The sequence below is a fragment of the Hydrogenophaga bisanensis genome (genome assembly GCF_042665135.1).
Lineage (GTDB): Bacteria > Pseudomonadota > Gammaproteobacteria > Burkholderiales > Burkholderiaceae_C > Hydrogenophaga > Hydrogenophaga bisanensis.
Genome location: NZ_JBHTBX010000002.1, coordinates 275,091 through 295,069 on the forward strand (window position 1 = coordinate 275,091; position 19,979 = coordinate 295,069).

At 67.3% G+C, this 19,979-nt stretch carries 19 protein-coding genes; 10 read left to right on the plus strand and 9 right to left on the minus strand.

The window, feature by feature from the left end:
* Nucleotides 1-3: 3 nt before the first annotated feature.
* Together recJ and ACFQNJ_RS04005 are read right to left on the minus strand one after the other, a co-directional pair.
* Nucleotides 4-1,740, minus strand: coding sequence for a single-stranded-DNA-specific exonuclease RecJ (gene recJ / locus ACFQNJ_RS04000; RefSeq protein ID WP_382253986.1), 1,737 nt, complete (start codon nucleotides 1,738-1,740; stop codon nucleotides 4-6).
* A complete protein-coding gene (locus tag ACFQNJ_RS04005) occupies nucleotides 1,737-2,702 on the minus strand; it encodes a hypothetical protein (RefSeq protein ID WP_382253987.1) in 966 nt (321 codons plus the stop codon). The genes recJ and ACFQNJ_RS04005 overlap by 4 nt, the downstream gene beginning before the upstream one ends.
* Before the next feature lie 43 nt (nucleotides 2,703-2,745).
* Between ACFQNJ_RS04005 and ACFQNJ_RS04010 the strand changes: the two genes are divergently transcribed.
* Entirely contained in the window at nucleotides 2,746-4,002 is a 1,257-nt protein-coding gene (locus ACFQNJ_RS04010; protein WP_382253989.1) for a lipoprotein-releasing ABC transporter permease subunit, read from the plus strand.
* Complete coding sequence (lolD, locus tag ACFQNJ_RS04015; protein WP_382253991.1) at nucleotides 3,995-4,675, plus strand: lipoprotein-releasing ABC transporter ATP-binding protein LolD; 681 nt, start codon at nucleotides 3,995-3,997, stop codon at nucleotides 4,673-4,675. The genes ACFQNJ_RS04010 and lolD overlap by 8 nt, the downstream gene beginning before the upstream one ends.
* 9 nt (nucleotides 4,676-4,684) lie before the next feature.
* Here the strand turns inward: lolD and ACFQNJ_RS04020 are convergent, their stop codons facing one another.
* A complete protein-coding gene (locus ACFQNJ_RS04020; RefSeq protein WP_382253993.1) occupies nucleotides 4,685-5,113 on the minus strand; it encodes an META domain-containing protein in 429 nt (142 codons plus the stop codon).
* A gap of 82 nt (nucleotides 5,114-5,195) precedes the next feature.
* Here ACFQNJ_RS04020 and ACFQNJ_RS04025 point away from each other — a divergent pair, with 82 nt between their 5' ends.
* The 7 genes from ACFQNJ_RS04025 to ACFQNJ_RS04055 all read left to right on the plus strand — a co-directional run bounded on the left by ACFQNJ_RS04025 (nucleotide 5,196) and on the right by ACFQNJ_RS04055 (nucleotide 11,798).
* Nucleotides 5,196-6,044, plus strand: coding sequence for a TatD family hydrolase (locus ACFQNJ_RS04025; RefSeq protein ID WP_382253995.1), 849 nt, complete (start codon nucleotides 5,196-5,198; stop codon nucleotides 6,042-6,044).
* Nucleotides 6,041-6,538, plus strand: coding sequence for a DNA-deoxyinosine glycosylase (locus ACFQNJ_RS04030; RefSeq protein ID WP_382253997.1), 498 nt, complete (start codon nucleotides 6,041-6,043; stop codon nucleotides 6,536-6,538). The genes ACFQNJ_RS04025 and ACFQNJ_RS04030 overlap by 4 nt, the downstream gene beginning before the upstream one ends.
* A gap of 110 nt (nucleotides 6,539-6,648) precedes the next feature.
* A complete protein-coding gene (locus ACFQNJ_RS04035) occupies nucleotides 6,649-7,437 on the plus strand; it encodes a spermine/spermidine synthase domain-containing protein (protein ID WP_382254000.1) in 789 nt (262 codons plus the stop codon).
* Entirely contained in the window at nucleotides 7,434-9,242 is a 1,809-nt protein-coding gene (tfpB, locus tag ACFQNJ_RS04040; RefSeq protein WP_382254003.1) for a type IV pilus assembly ATPase TfpB, read from the plus strand. The genes ACFQNJ_RS04035 and tfpB overlap by 4 nt, the downstream gene beginning before the upstream one ends.
* Before the next feature lie 7 nt (nucleotides 9,243-9,249).
* Nucleotides 9,250-9,960 carry a Crp/Fnr family transcriptional regulator gene (locus ACFQNJ_RS04045; RefSeq protein ID WP_374641660.1) on the plus strand — a complete coding sequence of 237 codons (711 nt, stop codon included), beginning with the start codon at nucleotides 9,250-9,252 and terminating at the stop codon, nucleotides 9,958-9,960.
* Nucleotides 9,961-10,032: 72 nt separating this feature from the next.
* Nucleotides 10,033-10,956 (plus strand): DMT family transporter, encoded by a 924-nt coding sequence (locus ACFQNJ_RS04050; protein WP_382254007.1) that lies wholly within the window; start codon nucleotides 10,033-10,035, stop codon nucleotides 10,954-10,956.
* A 44-nt stretch (nucleotides 10,957-11,000) separates the two neighbouring features.
* On the plus strand, nucleotides 11,001-11,798 hold the full coding sequence (locus tag ACFQNJ_RS04055; RefSeq protein WP_374641664.1) for an SDR family oxidoreductase: 798 nt from the start codon (nucleotides 11,001-11,003) through the stop codon (nucleotides 11,796-11,798).
* A 13-nt stretch (nucleotides 11,799-11,811) separates the two neighbouring features.
* On the opposite strand, the gene ACFQNJ_RS04060 is transcribed toward ACFQNJ_RS04055, so the two are convergent.
* The gene (locus ACFQNJ_RS04060; RefSeq protein ID WP_382254010.1) at nucleotides 11,812-12,750 is read right to left on the minus strand and encodes a DMT family transporter; all 939 of its coding nucleotides are present in this window, start codon (nucleotides 12,748-12,750) and stop codon (nucleotides 11,812-11,814) included.
* Between the two features lie 155 nt (nucleotides 12,751-12,905).
* On the opposite strand from ACFQNJ_RS04060, the gene ACFQNJ_RS04065 reads away from it, so the two are divergent.
* Nucleotides 12,906-13,898, plus strand: coding sequence for a quinone oxidoreductase family protein (locus tag ACFQNJ_RS04065; RefSeq protein ID WP_382254013.1), 993 nt, complete (start codon nucleotides 12,906-12,908; stop codon nucleotides 13,896-13,898).
* 7 nt (nucleotides 13,899-13,905) lie between these two features.
* Here ACFQNJ_RS04065 and ACFQNJ_RS04070 read toward each other — a convergent pair whose 3' ends face one another.
* The 5 genes from ACFQNJ_RS04070 to ileS all read right to left on the minus strand — a co-directional run bounded on the left by ACFQNJ_RS04070 (nucleotide 13,906) and on the right by ileS (nucleotide 19,968).
* Nucleotides 13,906-14,541 carry a hypothetical protein gene (locus ACFQNJ_RS04070; RefSeq protein ID WP_382254015.1) on the minus strand — a complete coding sequence of 212 codons (636 nt, stop codon included), beginning with the start codon at nucleotides 14,539-14,541 and terminating at the stop codon, nucleotides 13,906-13,908.
* Nucleotides 14,542-14,719: 178 nt separating this feature from the next.
* The gene (locus ACFQNJ_RS04075) at nucleotides 14,720-15,262 is read right to left on the minus strand and encodes a porin family protein (protein WP_382254018.1); all 543 of its coding nucleotides are present in this window, start codon (nucleotides 15,260-15,262) and stop codon (nucleotides 14,720-14,722) included.
* Between the two features lie 151 nt (nucleotides 15,263-15,413).
* Complete coding sequence (locus ACFQNJ_RS04080; protein WP_382254021.1) at nucleotides 15,414-16,565, minus strand: aminotransferase class V-fold PLP-dependent enzyme; 1,152 nt, start codon at nucleotides 16,563-16,565, stop codon at nucleotides 15,414-15,416.
* 44 nt (nucleotides 16,566-16,609) lie between these two features.
* Nucleotides 16,610-17,119, minus strand: coding sequence for a signal peptidase II (lspA, locus tag ACFQNJ_RS04085; protein WP_382254023.1), 510 nt, complete (start codon nucleotides 17,117-17,119; stop codon nucleotides 16,610-16,612).
* Nucleotides 17,119-19,968, minus strand: coding sequence for an isoleucine--tRNA ligase (gene ileS / locus ACFQNJ_RS04090; RefSeq protein WP_382254615.1), 2,850 nt, complete (start codon nucleotides 19,966-19,968; stop codon nucleotides 17,119-17,121). The genes lspA and ileS overlap by 1 nt, the downstream gene beginning before the upstream one ends.
* Between the last annotated feature and the right edge of the window lie 11 nt (nucleotides 19,969-19,979).

The following is a 19,979-nucleotide window of genomic DNA, read 5'->3' on the forward strand; positions in this document are numbered from 1 at the left end:
GGTTCAGAGTTCGGCGCCTTCCACCAGGAAGCGCACGCGGCGCTGGCCCTGCCACTCGTCCACATCCAGCCGGTAGGCCAGCTTCACAAGGGACGGCAGGGGTTCGGTGCGGCCGAACCAGATGCCGTCCACCGGGTCGCCCTGGTGCCGCATCTTCAGCTGAAGGTGTCGCTCACCGACGAGGCGTTGCGACACGATCTCCACCTCCTCGCTGAAAACCGGCGGCGCGAAGCCCTGGCCCCAGACCTCGCGGTGCAGGGTGTCGACCAGATCGGGCCTTCGGTACGCCCGGTCCAGGGCACCATCGGCCTCCAGCCGCCGCTGCAGGGTCGCCGCGTCCAACCATTCGTGCGCCACCTGCTGCAGGGCGGCCTCGAAGGTGTCCAGGTGCTCCTCCTCGATGGTGCAGCCGGCGGCCATGGCATGACCACCGAAGCGCAGCAGCACGCCCGGGTGCCGCTTGGCCACCAGGTCCAGCGCATCGCGCAGGTGAAAGCCCGCAATGGAGCGGCCTGACCCCTTGAGCTCGTGTTCCTTGCCCTCGGCGGCGCTGGGGGCGAACACGAAGGTCGGGCGGTGCAGCTTTTCCTTCAGCCGTGAGGCCACGATGCCGACCACGCCTTCGTGAAAATCGGGATCGAACACGGTGATGGCGGGTGGCGGCTCCTCGGACTCGTCGAACATCTCCTCGGCCATCATCAGCGCCTGCTCGCGCATCTCGCCCTCGATCACCTTGCGGTCGCGGTTGATCCCGTCCAGCGTCCGCGCCAGTTCGTCGGCCCGGCCGGCGTCGTCGGTGATCAGGCATTCGATGCCCAGGGTCATGTCGGCCAGACGGCCGGCCGCGTTCAGGCGGGGGCCGAGGGCAAAGCCGAAGTCGAAGGTGGTGGCGGCCTCCGGGCGGCGTCCGGCCACGTGAAACAGCGCCGCCATGCCAGGGGGAATCGCGCCGGCGCGCACCCGGCGCAGGCCCTGTGCGACCAGGCGCCGGTTGTTGGCATCGAGTTTCACCACATCGGCCACCGTACCCAGCGCCACCAGGGGCAGCAAGGCATCGATGCGCGGCTGGCTCTTCGCGTCGAAGACGCCGCGTTCGCGCAGTTCGGCCCGCAGCGCCAGCAGCACGTAGAGCATCACCCCCACGCCCGCGATCGATTTGCTTTCGAAACCGCAACCCGGCTGATTGGGGTTGACGATGGTGCAGTCCTGGGGGAGCACCGTCTGGCCGTCCTGTACCGCGGGCAGGTGGTGGTCGGTCACCAGCACCTGGAGGCCCAGATCCCGCGCGGCTTGCACACCGGTCACGCTGGCGATGCCGTTGTCCACGGTGACCAGCCAGTCGGCGCCGCGCTGCTTGACGCGCTGGGCAATCGACGGGGTCAGCCCGTAGCCGTCGGTGACGCGATCGGGCACCAGGTACTCGACCCGGTCCCAGCCCAGCGGTGCCCCGAGCAGGCGCAGGCCGCGAACACCCACCGCGCAGGCGGTCGCCCCGTCGCAGTCGTAGTCGGCCACAATGCACAGGCGCTGGCCTGCCGCCATGGCGTCGGCCAGCTGGACCGCCGCCTCCTGCGCACCCTTGAGCTGTTGGGGGGGGATCAGCAGGCCGAGGGCGTCGTCCAGTTCTTCCTTGCGGGTGATCCCGCGGGCGGCGTACAGACGGGCGAGCAGCGGGTGCAGGCCCGCCTGCTCCAAGGCCCAGGCGGCACGCGGGGGAACGTCACGGGTGATGATCTTCATAGGGACTGCAGAATGGGAGCCACGGGCGAGGGGCCACGCAGGCGGCGCCAGAGCCCGCCCAGACCGGCGACCGGGCCGTGCCAGGTGCGGGCATGACGTTCGCCGCACAGGGTCAGGGTCACCGGATGGCGCGCGCGCGCGGCGTCCAGCAGCCTAGCCATCGGTCCGGCGTCCAGCTCCGTCCAGGCCTGGCTCCAGGACGACCAGTCGGCACTCAGCGCAGGCTGGCGCAGGTGGTCGGCCACCTGCGGGGCGGCCGGGTGCGGGTTACCCGGGTTCATAGCGCCCGCGCCGTCGGCCCAGAAGCCGTTGAGGGTCAGGGCCCGTCGCGCCTCGCGCGCGTCGTTGACCGGGTGGGTGTAGAACAGCATCTGCGCTTCGTTCTGCAGGCGCCGCAGCCATCGCTCGGCCTGCGGGTCGGTCGGGCTGGTGGCCATCCAGCCGTCCACCGATCGACCGGCCACACGGTCCAGGCTGGCGCAGCGCAGGCCAGCCAGCGCCGGACCCTGCGCATGCCAGCGGCCCGGGGTGTCCATGGTCAGGGTCAGGCCGTCTTCACGGCACAGCGGCTCGATGGCCTGCATCAAGGCGGCCGATTCGTCCGGCTGGATGTCCAGCTGGTTCGCGGGCACCAGCTGGACCTGGTCCATGCCCACCTGGAAGTGGCACAGGTGGAACCAGGCCTGCGGGCCCGGAATGTCCGGGTGGGCCAGTGCGGCCCACGGCAGGCGGCCATCTTCGCCTTCCAGCCCGATGGCGCGGGCCAGAGCCCGCTCGTGCGGGGTGCTGAAGCTGTAGTCGTCACCCGCCAGGGTCTCGCCGGCCTGCAGCAGAGCGAGCAGGGACCCCAGGTTCGGCAAAGCCAGACCCGTCATGCGCTCCTGGCAAGCCGGGTCGCTGGCGGCGGCAAAGGGAACCAGCAGGTGCAGGGCAGACTCAGGGGAGGATGGCGGGGTCGGCATGGCGAGATTGTCGGTGATGCCACAATCGCCGCTGGAAATCACCATGCAAACACCTTACGAACTGCTGCTGGGTTGGCGCTACACCCGCGCTGGCCGGGCCACCCGCCGCAACGGCTTCATTTCTTTCATCTCGGGCGTGTCCATGCTTGGCATCGCGCTGGGCGTGGCGGCGCTCATCGTGGTGCTGTCGGTCATGAACGGCTTCCAGAAGGAGGTGCGCGACCGCATGCTGGGCGTGCTCTCCCATATCGAGGTCTACGATGACGCCGGTCAGGGCCTGGCCGATCTGCCTGGCACCATCGCCACGATCGAACGCCACCCGGAGGTGCGCGGCGCGGCCCCGTTCGTGGCTGCCCAGGCCCTGGTGGCCCGGGGCGAGGACATGAAGGGCGTGATGGTGCGTGGCATCGACCCGGCCCAGGAGCCCAAGGTGACCGATCTGGCCCGCGATCTGGCCGATACCGTGCTGCCGCGTCTGGTACCCGGCGAGTTCGGCATCCTGCTGGGCCTGGACCTGGCGCGCAGCCTGGGGGTCGGTGTGGGCGACAGCGTCACCCTGATCGCGCCCAGCGGGCAGGTCACGCCGGCCGGCGTCGTGCCGCGCGTGCGCCAGATGACGGTGGTGGGTACCTTCAGTTCCGGCCATTACGAGTACGACTCGGCGCTGGCCATGCTGCACATGGACGATGCGGCGCGCATCTTCCGGCTGGAGGGCCCGACCGGGGTGCGCGTGAAGATCCGCGATCTGCACCAGGCCCGCGAAGTGGCCCTGCAACTGGCCGGCGAGCTGCCGTCGGGCATGTTTGTCAGCGACTGGACGCGCCAGAACCGCAGCTGGTTTGCCGCTGTCCAGCTGGAAAAGCGCATGATGTTCATCATCCTCACGCTCATCGTGGCGGTGGCCGCATTCAACCTGGTCTCGACCCTGGTCATGACCGTGACCGACAAGCGCGCCGACATTGCCATCCTGCGCACCCTGGGGGCCAGCCCGTCAAGCATCATGGGTATCTTCATGGTGCAGGGCGCCACGGTCGGGGTCATCGGCACGGGACTGGGCCTGCTCATGGGCCTGGGGGTGGCGTTCAACATCGACACCATCGTCCCGGCCATTGAGCGCCTGGTGGGCGCCAGCTTTCTGCCGCAGGACGTTTACCTCATCAGCCGCATGCCCAGCGACCCGCAGCAGGGCGACATCGTGCCGGTGGCGCTGATCTCCCTGGTGCTGGCATTCGTGGCCACCATCTACCCGAGCTGGCGCGCCAGCCGCGTCAACCCGGCCGAGGCATTGAGATATGAGTGATCAGGTGGTTCTTCAGGCGACCGGCCTGACCAAGCGCTTCACCGAAGGGCGGCTCGACGTCACGGTGCTCCAGGGGGTCGACCTGTGCGTGCGCGCGGGCGAGACCGTGGCCATCGTCGGGGCCTCCGGTTCGGGCAAGAGCACCTTGCTGCACCTGCTGGGCGGCCTGGACGCCCCCACCGCCGGCCAGGTCGAGCTCATGGGCCAGCGCATGTCCGGCCTGAGTGCTGCGCAACAGGGGGTGCTGCGCAACCGGCATCTGGGTTTCGTCTACCAGTTCCACCACCTGCTGCCCGAGTTCAGCGCCCGCGACAACGTCGCCATGCCGCTGTGGATCCGGCGCGAGGATCGCGCGGCAGCGGCTGGGGCGGCGGAGGCGATGCTCAGGCAGGTGGGTCTGGGAGAGAGGCTTCAGCACCGCCCTGCCGAACTGTCCGGTGGCGAGCGCCAGCGGGTGGCGATTGCGCGCGCGCTGGTCACCCAGCCGGCCTGCGTGCTGGCCGACGAACCCACTGGCAACCTCGACCGCGGGACGGCCGAAGGGGTCTTCGAGCTGATGCTTTCGCTGGCGCGCGACCGGGGCACGGCGTTCGTCGTCGTCACCCATGACGAGGACCTGGCGCGGCGCTGCAGCCGCATGGTGCGCCTGCAGCGCGGCGTGCTGCAGGCCTGAACTGCGGCCTCAGGGTCGGGCAGGCACGAATCGCAGCACCGCCGCCGGGCTGTCGCTGCGGATCAGCAGCCCACCGTCCTGTTGACGGACCTGCGCAGCACCCTGCAGTGCCTGGAGATAGCGGTTTTCCTGTTGGCCGACGGGGCCAGGACAACCGATCCGGGTGGCGGCCACCGGTCCGATGGTGAGTCGGTCGCTGTCCAGGCGGTAGCTGGCGGTGAACCGGTTGCAGGTGCCGTGACCGGACAGTCGCCCGTCGGCGCCGAACACCAGCGTGGCCGGCGGATGCGCCAGCACCGCATCGTCGTTGATGTGGCTCAGACGCCATTCGCTGCCCGCCAGCGGGGGCACCGCCTGGGAAGTGGCACAGGCCGCCAGGGTCAGGCAGGTGCCCAGCAACAGCCGGCGGACAGGGTGGATCGGATCGGACAATGGCATGGGGCTCTCCCGGTGGTTGCCGCTGAAACCGGCGACAGGCTCGCGTGCGAGGCAGAATGTGAAGACTGTACCCCTTGCTGCCATGTGGATCGACACCCATTGCCATTTGGATGCCCCCGAATTCGGCGCCGACCATGCCGCGGCCATCCAGGTCCGTGAGCAGGCACGTCGCCTGGGCGTGGGGCTCTGTGTCATTCCGGCGGTGGAGCGCTCGAACTTCGACACCGTCCGCCATCTGGCCCACCGACTCGGGGACGCCTATGCCCTGGGCATTCACCCCATGTATGTGCCCCGTGCCGACGACGGCGACTTGCAGGCACTGGACGAGGCGCTGGCCCGCCACCGCGATGACCCGCGCCTCGTGGCGGTCGGTGAGATCGGCCTGGATTTTTTTGTACCCGCGTTGTGCGAGCCCGACATGCGGGAGCGCCAGATCCACTTCTATCGCGAGCAGTTGCGGCTGGCGCGGCGCCACGGTCTGCCCGTCATCCTGCATGTGCGACGCAGCGCCGACCAGCTGCTCAAACACCTGCGCGAAGTTGCCGTCCCGGGCGGCATCGCCCATGCCTTCAGTGGCAGCCGGGAGCAGGCGCAGGCCTTCATCCGGCTGGGCTTCTGCCTGGGCTTCGGCGGCGCCATGACCTTCGACACCGCACGGCGGCTGCGTGACCTGGCCACCACGTTGCCGGACACGGCCCTGGTGCTGGAGACCGATGCGCCGGACATTCCACCCCAGTGGCTGTATGTGACCGCCGATCAGCGCGCGGCCGGCCAGCCCCAGGGCGTCAACACGCCGGCCGAGCTGCCCCGCATGGGGTCGGTGCTCGCTCGGCTCAGGGGCATGGCGGACGAACTGGTGGCCGACCGGACCACCGCGAACGCCCTGGCCGCCTTGCCGCGCCTGCAAGCCCTGTGGGTGCCCCGGGCATGACCCGCCTGACGGGCCTGCCTCCGGTCATCGGTCCCGCCACGCGTGTCCTGGTGCTGGGCAGCTTTCCGGGCGTGGCTTCGCTGCGTGCGCAGCAGTACTACGGTCACCCCCGGAACCAGTTCTGGAAGATCCTGGGTGCCTTGTGGTCCAAGGACCTGATGGTCATGACCTATGAGGACCGGCTGACCTGCGTGCGCGAGCAGGGGCTGGGGATCTGGGACGTGTACGCCAGCTGCGAGCGCGAGGGCAGCCTCGATGCCGACATCCGCGAACCGGTCCTGAACGACTTGGCCCTGGTGCGGGCGCAATGCCCCGGCTTGCAGGCCATCGCCCACAACGGTAGCGAGAGCTTTCGGCATGCCCGGCATACCCATGCCCTGGGGCTGCTGGTCTACCGCCTGCCGTCGACCAGCCCGGCCAACGCCAGCTGGTCCTTCGATCGCAAGCTGGCTGCCTGGGCCGAGGTGCTGCGCCGCCATGGTGTGGCGCCGTGAGTGCACCGTGCGCCGGCCGATAATGGGGTTTTGCGCTGCTTGATTGTGTCCATGTCCAACTGCACCCCCTTTTTCGCCTCGGTTCGGGCCCATTTCCGCAGGGGCATGGCATGAGAGGCGCTGCGCGAACCCGAGCGGCCGTGCAGTCCCGTGCCCAGCTGCCCGAAGTCACGATCTCCGAGGACGGCGAGGTCCGCTTCCTGCACCTGGGCACCGAGTGGATCCAGGGATCGATGCTGATCGACTCACCGTTTGACATCGAGCTGGAGTATGTCCAGCGCATGATGGCCTGGCTGCTGTTCGTCGATCCCGACACGGTGTCCAAGCGCCGTGCGCTGCAGTTGGGACTGGGGTCGGCAGCGTTGACCAAGTTCTGCTACAAGAAGCTGCGCATGGACACCACCACCTTTGAGATCAATCCCCAGGTGCTCGCGGTGTGCCGGCAGTGGTTCAAACTGCCTGCGGACGGCCCCCGCCTGCGGGTGGTGCTCGGCGATGCGGGCGAAGCCATCCGGCAGCCCGAACATGCGGCGCGTTACGACGCCCTGCAGGTCGACCTGTACGACCACGAGGCGGCTGCACCCGTGCTGGACAGCGCCGATTTCTACCGGGATTGCCGTGGGGTGCTCACGGACGAGGGGGCCATGACGGTCAACCTGTTTGGCCGCGACGCGAGCTACGAGGCTTCGTTGCGCAGCATCTGTGAGGCTTTTGGCGACGAATCGGTCTGGGCCTTCCGCCCGACACGCGAGGGCAACACCATCGTGCTGGCGCTGCGCACGCCGCAGCACCCCACGCGCATGGCGCTGCTCGAACGTGCCGAGGAGATCCAGACCCGCTGGAACCTGCCGGCGGTCAAGTGGCTGCGACTGTTCAAACCCGTGCTGGCCAAGACATGAAAACCAAGGCTTCGTCCCCCACCCAGAGCCACCAGGGTCCGCTGTCCTGGCAGCTGCTGTTGCGCTGGTTGCGCGAGGATGACGTGATTTCGGCCGAGGTGGCCGAACGCACCGCCCACCGGATGGCGTCGGCCGACAGTGCGCAGCATCCGGTGCAGCGCCTGGCCCTGCTGGGGCTGCCTCGACAGGCTGATGGCAAGTTGCTGGATGCCGAGGACCTGACCCAGTGGCTGGCGGTCCGTGCGGGTCTGGCCCATGTGCGCATCGACCCGCTGAAGGTGGATGTGGGCAAGGTGGCGGACGTGATGAGTGCAGCCTACGCCGAGCGCCATCGCGTGCTGCCGATCCAGGTGGGCATTTCCGAAGTGATGGTGGCCACTGCCGAACCGTTCGTGCGCGACTGGGTACCGGAGGTGGAGCGGCAGACCCGCCGGACCGTTCGGCTGGCGCTGGCCAGTCCGCAGGACATCACCCGCTACACCGCCGAATTCTTTGCGCTGGCCAAGTCGGTGCGGGCTGCCGTCAAGACCGGCGGCCAGAACGGTCTGGCCAGCTTCGAACAGCTGGTGGAACTGGGCAAGAGCAACAAGCAGCTGGATGCCAACGACCAGGGCGTGGTGCAGGTGGTCGACTGGCTCTGGCAGTACGCCTTCGACCAGCGCGCCAGCGACATTCACCTGGAACCGCGGCGCGAGCAGGGCGTCATCCGCTTTCGCATCGATGGCGTGTTGCACCCGGTCTACCAGTTGCCGATCGGGGTGATGAACGCCATGATCGCCCGCGTCAAGCTGCTGGGTCGCATGGACGTGGTCGAACGGCGTCGGCCGCAGGATGGCCGCATCAAGACCTTGCGCCCCGGCGTCGGCGGTGCCCGGGGTGACGAGGTGGAAATGCGCCTGTCCACCCTGCCCACGGCCTTTGGCGAGAAGCTGGTGATGCGGATTTTCGATCCCGATACCACCGTCAAGGACCTGGGCGCGCTGGGCTTCTCCGCCCACGACGCCCAGCGATGGGAGGGCCTGACCCGCCGTCCGCACGGCGTGATCCTGGTGACCGGGCCGACCGGCTCGGGCAAGACCACCACGCTGTACGCGACCCTCAAGCGGCTGGCCACCGAGGAGGTCAACGTCAGCACCATCGAAGACCCGATCGAGATGATCGAGCCATCTTTCAACCAGACGCAGGTGCAGCCGCACCTGGATCTGGATTTCGCCCAGGGTCTGCGATCGCTCATGCGTCAGGACCCGGACATCATCATGGTCGGCGAGGTGCGCGACCTGGCCACCGCCGAGATGGCCGTGCAGGCGGCCCTGACTGGCCATCTGGTGTTCACCACGTTGCACACCAACGACGCGCCCTCGGCCATCATGCGCCTGATGGAGCTGGGCATCCCGCCCTACCTGATCAATGCCACCGTGCTGGGGGTGCTGGCCCAGCGCCTGGTGCGCACGCTGTGCCCGGCCTGCCGAGTGCAGGAAGACGAAGCCCGCGTACCCGCCTCCCGCGAGGCTTTGACCGAGCTGGTCAAGCCCTGGCAGGTCAGTGGCAGCTACCGGCCGTTCAAGCCGGTGGGCTGTGTCGATTGCCGCATGACCGGCTTCAAGGGTCGCATGGGTCTGTACGAACTGCTGACCGTGTCCGAGGCTTTCAAGGACAAGATCAGCCACGAACCGCGCATCGACCTGCTGCGCCGTCAGGCGGTGTCCGACGGCATGCGTCCCCTGCGGCTGGCCGGCGCAGCCCGGATTGCCGAGGGCCTGACCACCATGGAAGAGGTGCTGGCCTGCACGCCACCCATACAGTGAGCCTGACATGATCCCCATCAAGACCGAGTCCGCCTGGCGGGGCACCGCCGACTGTCGCAACTGCGGCATCCGCGACATGGTGCTGTTTGCCGACCTGCACGAGGAGGACTTCAACCTCATCCATGCGCCGATCGATGACCTGGAATATCCGGCGGGCCAGCCGCTGGTTCGCCTGGGCGAGACGGCCACGTCGCTTTACACCCTGCGATCGGGCATGGTCAAGCTGGTGCGCAACACGGTGGATGGTCGACAGCGCATCGTGCGGGTGCTGCGCGCCGGTGACATCATTGGTCTGGAAGCGTTGATGGGGCCGACCTACGAATCGGATGCCATTGCCCTGTCGCCGGCCAAGGCCTGCCGCATCCCCCTGCAGGTCATCCAGCGCCTCAACCGCGAGACACCCCGGCTGCACCAGCGCCTGCTGGAAAAGTGGCACCGCAGCCTCAAGGAGGCCGACGACTGGCTGGCCGATCTCAACTTCGGCAATGCCCGCCAGCGCGTGGCCGGCCTGATCCTCAAGATGCGCTCGGAGCACGATGCCACGGTGGCCACCCTGTTTTCCCGCGAAGACATGGGGGCCATGCTGGACCTCAAGCTCGAGACCGTCAGCCGCACACTCAATGCCTTCGCGCGCGAAGGCCTGATCGAGCCGCTGGACAAGCAGGGTCGTGTCTACCGGGTCCTGGACGAACAACGTCTGTCGGCCCCCAAGGACTGACGAATCCCGTCGTCGCGATCTGGCATGTCCCGGTGACAGCGCGACCGGTCTGACCGGCCGATAATCGGCCGGATGTCTGCTTCCGGCGCGCCTGCGCATCCTCCCTCCCACCTGGCGACCGGCCTGCTGCTGGCCAGCGCCGGTTCGATCGCTTTCAGCGGCAAGGCCATCATCGTCAAGCTCGCCTACCGTCACGGGGTCGATGCGGTCACGCTCATCATGTACCGCATGCTGTTTGCCCTGCCGCTGTTTCTGGGTCTGGCCTGGTGGGCCAGCCGCAGGGCACCACGTCTGAGCCGCCATGACTGGGCGGGCATCGTCGGGCTGGGGGTGACGGGCTACTACCTGGCGAGCTTTCTGGACTTCTGGGGGCTCGAATACATCAGTGCCAGCCTGGAACGGCTGATCCTTTACCTCAACCCCACGCTCGTGCTGGTGCTCGGCTGGCTGCTGTACCGGCGCCGCATCAGCGCCATGCAGGGCGTGGCCATGGCCGTGAGCTACGCCGGGGTGCTGCTGGTCTTCGGTCATGAAGCCGACTTTGCCGGCCCCAACGCGGTGCTCGGTGCCCTGCTGGTGTTCGGCAGCGCCATCAGCTACGCGATCTACCTTGTCTACAGCGGCGAACTCGTCAAGCGACTGGGCGCCATGCGCCTGGTGGGGCTGGCCACCAGCGTCGCCTGTGTGCTGTGCCTGCTGCAGTTCGTGCTGCTGCGCCCGCTGTCGGCGGCTGTGGTGGCGCCCGAGGTGATCTGGCTGTCGGTGCTCAACGCCACGCTGTGCACCTTTGCGCCGGTCATCATGGTCATGATGGCCATCGAGCGCATCGGCGCCGGTCTGGCGGCCCAGACCGGCATGATCGGCCCCATGTCCACCATTGCCATGGGTGTGCTGATCCTTGACGAAGCCTTCAACGCCTGGATCGTGGCCGGCACCGTGCTGGTGGTCTCGGGCGTTTTCCTGGTGACCCGCTTCGGCACGCCGGGCGGCAGGTGAGCACGCTTTTCTTTCATTGACCGAGACACAAGGAGACCGAACACATGGATCTGGGTATTGCGGGCAAATGGGCGCTGGTCTGCGGCGCCAGCAAGGGCCTGGGGCTGGGCTGCGCGCAGGCGCTGGCGGCCGAGGGGGCGCATGTCGTGATCGTCGCGCGTGGCGCCGAGGCGCTGGACGCTGCCGCCACGAGCATCCGCGCGGCCAGCCCGGGGGTGTCCGTGCTGGCCGTGGCGGCCGACATCACCACGCCTGAAGGCCGTGCGGCGGCCTTTTCGGTCCCTGGCGGTCCAGGGACCGCGTTCGATATCGTGGTCACCAACGCCGGCGGACCTCCGCCGGGTGACTTCCGCAGCTGGGATCGCGAGGCGTGGATGAAGGCGGTCGATGCCAACATGCTCACCCCCATCGAGCTGATCAAGGCCACCGTGGACGGCATGGCCGAGCGCGGTTTCGGCCGCATCGTGAACATCACGAGCAGCGCCGTCAAGGCACCCATCGACATCCTGGGGCTGTCCAACGGTGCACGCAGCGGTCTGACGGGCTTCGTGGCCGGCCTGGCCCGCAGCGGCATCGCGGCCAAGGGGGTCACCATCAACAACCTGCTGCCGGGCAAGTTCGACACCGACCGCCTCAAGGCCACGCAGGTGGGCGCGGCCAGCAAGACCGGCCAGAGCATCGACGCGGTGCGGGCGGCGCAGGAAGCACAGATTCCGGCCCGGCGTTTCGGCAACCCCCAGGAATTCGGCGCCATCTGCGCCTTCCTGTGCAGCCAGCAGGCGGGCTATCTGACCGGGCAGAACATCCTGCCGGATGGCGGGCTGTATCCGGGCACCTACTGAACGGGAGGTGACCTCAGCGGCGTGAGGTCACCAGAATGCCGCCCACGATCAGCACGAAACCGGCCGCGTGATACAGCTGCGGGGCCTCGCCCAGCACCAGGGCCGACATGACGGCGGCAAACAGCGGTGTGAGGTTGTTGAAGAAGCCGGCCACAGCCGGTCCCACGCGGCCCACACCCGCCCCCCAGCAGCGGTAGGCCAGCAGCGATGGGCCGATGGCCACATAGGCGAGTGCGGCCGCCAGCGGCCATCCCCAGGTCAGGGTGGGCATGTTCTGTCCGGTGGCGGCCGGCAGCAGCCATTCCCCGGCGGTCATCAGGCCTGACCACCCCAGGCCGAACGCGATCTGGGCCAGCAGGAAGGCCGCCCAGTCGTTGCGGACGTTGGCGGGATACCCGCCTTCGGGGGGCCTGACCAGCAGCCAGCTGTACCAGGCCCAGGTCAGCGCGGCCAGCAGCATCCAGGCATCGCCGGCCACGAGCTTGACCTGCAGCAGCTGGCTCAGGTCGCCGCGTGCCAGCACGGTGCCCACGCCCAACAGGGACAGCACCGCGCCAAAGGCCGCGCGGCGCGTGATCGTCACCCCATACAGCACGCGCCCCAGCAGCAGCATCCAGATGGGGATGCTGGCCGCCACCAGCGTCACATTCATCGGCGTGGACGTTTTCAGCGCCATGTACTGGAGCGCGTTGTACAGGCCGACACCCAGCAGCCCCAGCAGGGCGAAGCGCCGCGTGTGGGTTTGCAGGCCACTGCCCGGTCGCAGCACCCATCCCGCCAGCGGCAGCAGCAGGGCACCGGCGATCACCCAGCGCATGAAGTTGAAGGTGATGGGCGGGATGGTGCCCTGCATCATCCGTCCGACCACGGCGTTCCCAGCCCACATCAGCGGGGGAACGAGCAACAGGGCGGCGGTGGACCAGGTCAGGCGGGCGGACGGGGTGGCAGACATGCCGGGACTGTACCAAGCCCCAGTGGCCTGGCCGCAACGCGGGACTTCGGTTCCTGTCGCACGGAGGGCTTTGCCGATTCATGGCAGCATGTGGGGCTGAAGTTTGGCGGGAAGCGCAATCCCGCCTCCCACCACGAAGACGAGGAGAACCCGACATGACCCAGACCACCCGTGCCATCCGCATCCACGCCCCCGGCGGCGCCGAGCAACTGCAGCTCGACACCGTGGAGGTGGGTGATCCCGGTCCGGGCCAGGTGCGCATCCGCCACCACGCCATCGGCCTGAACTTCATCGACGTCTACCACCGCACGGGTCTTTATCCGCTGGCCATGCCGCATGGCATCGGCATGGAAGGCGCGGGCGTGATCGAGGCCGTGGGTGAGGGCGTGACGCACCTGAAGGTGGGAGATCGTGCCGCCTACGCCGCCAACCCGCCCGGCAGCTACTGCGATGCCCGCGTGATGCCCGCCATGAACCTGTGCCGCCTGCCCGATGGCATCGACTTCGAGACCGGCGCCGCCATGATGCTCAAGGGTCTGACGGCACAGTATCTGCTCAAGCGCTGCAAGCCGGTGGAGGGGCTGGAGGCCGGTGACTTCGTGCTGTTCCATGCCGCCGCCGGCGGTGTCGGCCTGATTGCCTGCCAGTGGGCGAAGGCCCTGGGCCTGCGCCTGATCGGTACTGCCGGTTCCGACGACAAGTGTGCGCTGGCCCGCGAACATGGTGCCGAGTTCACCATCAACTACCGGACCGAGAACTTCACGCAGCGCGTCAAGGAAATCACCGGTGGGCAGGGCGTCAAGGTGGTGTACGACTCGGTGGGCAAGGACACCTGGGACGGTTCGCTCGACTGCCTGCGGCCTTTTGGCCTGATGGTGAGCTTCGGCAACGCCAGCGGCCCGGTGGCGCCATTCTCTCCCGGCATCCTCGGCCCCAAGGGATCGATCTATGTGACCCGACAGACCCTGTTCACCCACATCAGCAGCCGCGAACGGACCCAGGCCATGGCCGACGACCTGTTCTCGGTGGTCGGTTCCGGTCAGGTCAGGATCCGCATCGACCAGCGCTTTGCACTGGCCGATGCCCAGGCGGCGCACCGCAGCCTGGAGGGGCGCCAGACCACGGGTTGCACCATCCTGCTGCCCTGAGTGCCGCTCAGAAAGCCATGCCAGCGCCGATCGTGATGCCCGAGAACCTGACACCGCTGCCGCTGTAGTAGGACATGTAGTCCCCGGACACCGAGATGGGCCGCTGGCCAAAGCTTCTCCAGGGGGTCTGCATCTTGACGCCCACGCCGTACGACAGGCCGGCACCGGAGTCGGTGCCGGTGTACCCGCCGACGCTGGCGCCGGTGCTGGCAATGCCCACACGGGCAAAGATCTCGGACCCCTCGCCAATGATCAGACGGGGTTTGGCATAGACCCCGATCATCGTTCCCGCGCTCACACGGTACGGGCTGCCGTAGATACCTGTGCCGCTGAATCCACGCAGGCCGAAGCCCAGCATGCCCTCGGCGGCCAGCAGGGGGTGGTAGTCGTACCCGACCACCGCGCGCAGCGCCACGGGTTTGCCGGAGATGCCGGAGCCGGAGATCCGGTAGTCCAGAAGGCTCAGACCCAGTTCGCCGTAGAGTCCGGCGTTCTTCAGACCTTGCGACTGCAACCCCTGATCAATGGCTTTCTCGGCTTTGGCTGCGCCGCCGGCGGCCTTCTTCTGGACGGCCTGTGCCGATGCGGTGGCCGCGCAGAGGCTGGTGGAGAGCACGAGTGCCGAAGCGATGAGTCGATGCATGGATAGTCCCTGAGATATGTGGAGAGTGGTCGGCCATGAAACCGGTTGGTTCCAGAGTTGAATAAAAAAGAGCTCCTTTGATGGAGCTCTTTGGTCATTCATGGCTTATTGATTATATCTTTGGAACTAATATGACTCGTCTTCAGAGGGGGTTGAGATCCCCAGAAAAGTGGATGAATCAGAACTTGAAGCCGACGCCGACCGTCACGCCATCGACCTTGATGCCCTTGCGGTCGTAGTAGTTCATGTAGTCGGCGTTCAGGGAAAGCTGGGGCGTCAAGGCGAAGCTGGCGCCGGCGCCATAAGCAAAGCTGGTGCCCCGGTCTGACGCGCTGAGACCGCCCGAGCTGGCGCTGACCTTGGTGCTGGCCACACCCGCTCGGCCGAACAGTTCCACCGTCTCCCCCAACTTCACCTTGGGCTTGATGAAGGCGCCCACCATGTTGTCGACCTCGCCCTTGACCGACACACCGCCGATACGGGTGGTGTCATCGTTCAGGCCGATGCCCAAGTGGCCTTCAACCGCGAGGTTGGGGTTGATCTCGTAGCCGACGATGCCCCGAATGGCCGAGGGTTCGACCTTGGCACCGAATCCGCGGTTGTCTTCCTTGAACGTGAGCTGGTTGTAGCCGATCTCGCCGTACAGTCCCTGAGCCTGGGCGCCAATGGCCAGCAGGGACGTGGTGGCCGCAATGGCCAGGGTGTGCAGTCGAAACTTCATGAAACCTCCTGGTTGGAACACATCATTGGCCCGGATGGACCAACATGACGTTGGAGGTTGAGGTTGGTGTGCTGTTCCCGCCTGCCGGCCAACCGGAGGCAAAGAACGTGTCCAAACGTACCGGGCCGCCAGGTGCCGCCCGGTGTCCCGGTCAGGCGCTGACGGCCGATGGCACCGGCGCCACGCTGGCAAGCGCCTGCTGCAGGTGCTGCACCGTGGCGGCCACATCGTGCCATTTGTCCAGGCCGAACAGGCCAATGCGGAAGGTCTTGAAGTCGGGTTTCTCGTCGCACTGCAGTGGCACGCCCGCGGCGGTCTGCAAGCCGGCGGCGAGAAATTTCTTGCTGTTCTGGATGTCCGGATCGGTGGTGTAGCTCACCACCACGCCCGGAGCCTGAAAGCCGGGCGCCGCCACGCTGGGGAACCCGTGGCCCTCCAGCAAGGCACGGACCGCGCGGCCGAGGGCCACCTGCTCATCGCGCACTTTGGTGTAGCCATAGGCCTCGGTCTCGGCCATGGTGTCGCGCAGGCGTTGAAGGGCGTCGGTGGGCAGCGTCGTGTGGTACGCATGACCGCCCCCTTCGTAGGTTTCCATGATCTGCAGCCACTTCTTCAGGTCCATGGCGAAGGTGGTGCTCTGGGTCGCATCGATGGCCGCGCGGGCACGTTCGCTGAGCATGACCATCGCGCAGCAGGGCGAACTGCTCCAGCCCTTTTGCGGCGCCGAGATCAGGATGTCCACGCCGGTGGATTGCATGTCCACCCACATGGCCCCTGAGGCGATGCAGTCCAGCACGAACAGGCCGCCGACGGCGTGCACCGCATCGGCCACCGCCCTGAGGTAGTCGTCCGGCAGGATCATGCCGGCGGCGGTTTCCACATGTGGCGCAAACACCAGCGCCGGCTTTTCCCGGGCGATGGCGGCTGTTACTTCGTCAATCGGACAGGGTGCCCACGGCGCCTGTGACCCTTCGCCTGTCTGGCGGGCTTTGAGCACGGTGTGGCTGGCCGGGATGGCACCCATGTCGAAAATCTGGGTCCAGCGGTAGCTGAACCAGCCGTTTCGGATGACCATCACGTGCTTGCCATGGGCGAACTGGCGCGCGACTGACTCCATGCCGAAGGTGCCGCTGCCAGGCACCAGGACGGCCGAATGCGCGCCATAGACCCGCTTGAGCATGGCCGAAATGTCGGTCATCACGCCCTGGAAGCGCCGGGACATGTGGTTGAGGGCACGGTCGGTGTAGACGACCGAAAACTCCAGCAGACCGTCAGGGTCGATGTGGGGCAGCAATCCGGGCATGGCGAGTCTCCGTCAACAGGTTTGACGGGCAGGTTAGCACATCGTCACCGGCTTTTGCGCACCCTCAGGATCTCGTCGAGGATCAAGGCCGCAGCACCGGCCGTGATCGCCATGTCGGCCACGTTGAAGGCCGGAAAATGCCCGCCATGGAAGATCCCGGCCAGGAAGCGCCAGTGGAAGTCCAGGAAGTCCACCACATAGCCGTGTACCACGCGGTCGATCAGGTTGTTGCCGATGGCGCCCGCCAGGATGCAGGACAGCGCGAAGCAGAACAGCTTCTGGTTGGCGTGCGAGCGCAGCATCCAGAGAATGAACATCACGATGACCGCGCTCAGCCCGATGAAAAACCAGCGCTGCCAGCCACCGGCATTGGCCAGGAAAGAGAAGGCGGCGCCGGTGTTGTGAGCCCGGACGATATTGAAGAAGCTGGTGACGTAGGTGCTGTCACCGAGCCGGTAGTTGCCCAGGATCAGCCACTTGGTCAGCTGGTCCACCAGGACGATGCCCACGGCCAGGGCCAGCCAGGGCCACATCGACGCCTTGTTCTTTGCCATCAGGCCACCGTCCTCGTTTCGCCAGCGCCCGTGCCGGCCGCTTCGGCCAGATTGCTCACGCAGCGGCCGCACAGCGTCGGGTGGTCGGCGTGGGCACCCACATCATCGGCGTAGTGCCAGCAGCGTTCGCACTTGGTGGCGGTGCTGGGCGTGACGGTAATGGCCAGTTCGCTGCCGTCCACCACGGCCACGGCCGAGGTGATGGTGACGAACTTCAGGTCCGCACCCAGCGAGCGCAGCAGAGCGGCGTCATCCGCACCGGCGGTGATCGTCAACGTGGCCTGCAGCGAGGCACCCACCTGGCCGGCGGCACGCAGGTCTTCGATGGCTTTGTTGGCCACATCGCGGATTTCACGGATGCGCGCCCACTTGGCCAGCAACGCCTCGTTGGGTGAGGGCAGGGCCGAGAAGGTCTCGAAGAAGATCGAGCCCTTGGTGGTGTCTTTGGCGAACACGGCCCAGGCCTCTTCGGCGGTGAAGCTGAGGATGGGCGCCATCCAGCGCAGCATGGCGTGGGTGATATGGTGCAGCGCGGTCTGGGCCGAGCGGCGCGCCAGGCTCTTGGGCGCCGTGGTGTACAGCCGGTCCTTGAGCACGTCCAGGTAGAAGGCGCCCAGATCTTCGGAGCAATACACCTGCAGCTTGCTGACCACCGGGTGGAACTCGTACACGTCGAAGTGCTTCAGGAGCTCGGCCTGCAATTCGCTGGCGCGGGCCAGCGCGTAGCGGTCGATTTCCAGCATCTGCTCCAGCGGCACGGCGTCGGTGGCCGGGTCGAAGTCGACCGTGTTGGCCATCAGGAAGCGCAGCGTGTTGCGGATGCGGCGATAGGCATCCACCACCCGGGCCAGGATCTTGTCGTCGATGTTCAGGTCGCCAGAGTAGTCGGTCGCACCCACCCAGAGACGCACGATCTCGGCACCCAGCTTGGTGGTCACCGATTGCGGCTCCACCGTGTTGCCCAGCGACTTGCTCATCTTGCGGCCCTGGCCGTCGGTGGCGAAGCCGTGGGTCAGCAGGCCGCGGTACGGGGCGCGGTCGTAGATGGCGCAGCCCAGCAGCAGCGAGCTGTGGAACCAGCCGCGGTGCTGGTCGTGGCCTTCGAGGTACAGATCGGCCTCAGGGCCCTGCGCATGCGAAGCGCCGTTGGGGTAGGCCTTGGCGTGGCTGCCGCGCAGCACGTGCCAGAAGGTCGATCCCGAGTCGAACCAGACTTCCAGGATGTCGGTGCTCTTGGTGTACTGCGGTGCGTCGGCGCCCAGGATCTCTTCGGTCGTCACACGGCTCCAGGCCTCGATGCCGCCCTTTTCGACGATGTCGGCGGCCTGGTCGAGGATTTCCATGGTGCGCGGGTGCAGCTCGCCCGAATCCTTGTGCAGGAAGAAGGGGACCGGCACGCCCCAGGAGCGCTGGCGCGAGATGCACCAGTCGGGCCGGTTGGCGATCATGTCGCGCAGGCGGGCCTTGCCGTTCTCGGGGTAGAAGCTGGTGTGGTCGATGGCGTCCAGGGCCAGCTGGCGCAGGGTCTTGGGTGCCTTGTCCTTGGTGAAGACACCTTCGCCTTCGTCCATGCGCACGAACCACTGCGCCGCGGCGCGGTAGATCACCGGCGTCTTGTGGCGCCAGCAGTGCGGGTAGCTGTGGGTGATCGCCTGCGTGGCCATCAGGCGGCCGTGCTCGCGCAGGGTGTCGATGATGACCGGGCAGGCCTTCCAGATGTGCTGGCCACCGAAGTGCGGCAGCTCGTCGGTGTAGACACCGTTGCCCTGCACCGGGTTGAGGATGTCGTCGTAGGCCAGGCCGTGCGCGACGCAGCTGTTGAAGTCGTCCACGCCGTAGGCGGGGGCCGAGTGCACGATACCGGTGCCGTCGCTGTCGCTGACGTAGTCGGCCAGGTAAAGTGGCGAGAGGCGGCGGTAGCTGTACTTGCCGCTGCCACTGTCCACATCGTGCAGCGGGTGGCGGAACACCTGGCCGCGCAGGGCCTCGCCCTTGGCCGTGGCCAGCACGCTGCCGGTCAGGCCGAAGCGCTCCAGGCACTTCTCGACCAGGCTGGCGCCCAGCAGCAATACGCCCTTGGGCGTGTCGACCAGCGCGTACTCCAGCTCGGGGTGGGCGTTGAGCGCCTGGTTGGCCGGGATGGTCCAGGCGGTGGTGGTCCAGATGACGGCGAAGGCCTGCTTGCCGTCAGGCAGGGCGCTCAGGCCGAAGGCCTGGGCCAGGCCCGCCGCGTCGTTGGACTCGAAGGCCACGTCCAGCGTGTCGCTCTTCTTGTCGGCGTATTCGATCTCGAACTCGGCCAGCGAGCTGCCGCAGTCGAAGCACCAGTACACGGGCTTGAGGCCGCGGTAGACGAAGCCGCGCTCGATCACGCGCTTGAAGGCTCGGATCTGGCCGGCCTCGTTGGCCGGGTCCATGGTGCGGTAGGGGCGCTCCCAGTCGCCCAGCACGCCCAGGCGCTTGAAGTCCTCGCGCTGCTGATCGATCTGCTCGGTGGCATAGGCGCGGCTCTTGGCCTGCATGTCGTCGCGGCTGAGGTTGCGGCCATGCAGCTTCTCGATCGCGTTCTCGATCGGGAGGCCATGGCAGTCCCAGCCGGGGATGTACTGCGCGTCGAAGCCGGCCAGCTGGCGGCTCTTGACGATCATGTCCTTGAGCACCTTGTTCAGCGCATGGCCGATGTGCAGCTTGCCGTTGGCGTAGGGCGGGCCGTCGTGCAGCACGAACAGCGGAGCGCCCTGGCGGGCGTCGCGCAGGCGTTTGTACAGGCCGCCGCTGTTCCAGTCGGCCACCCAGCCTGGCTCGCGCTTGGGCAGGTCGCCGCGCATCGGGAAGGGTGTGTCGGGCATGTTCAACGTGG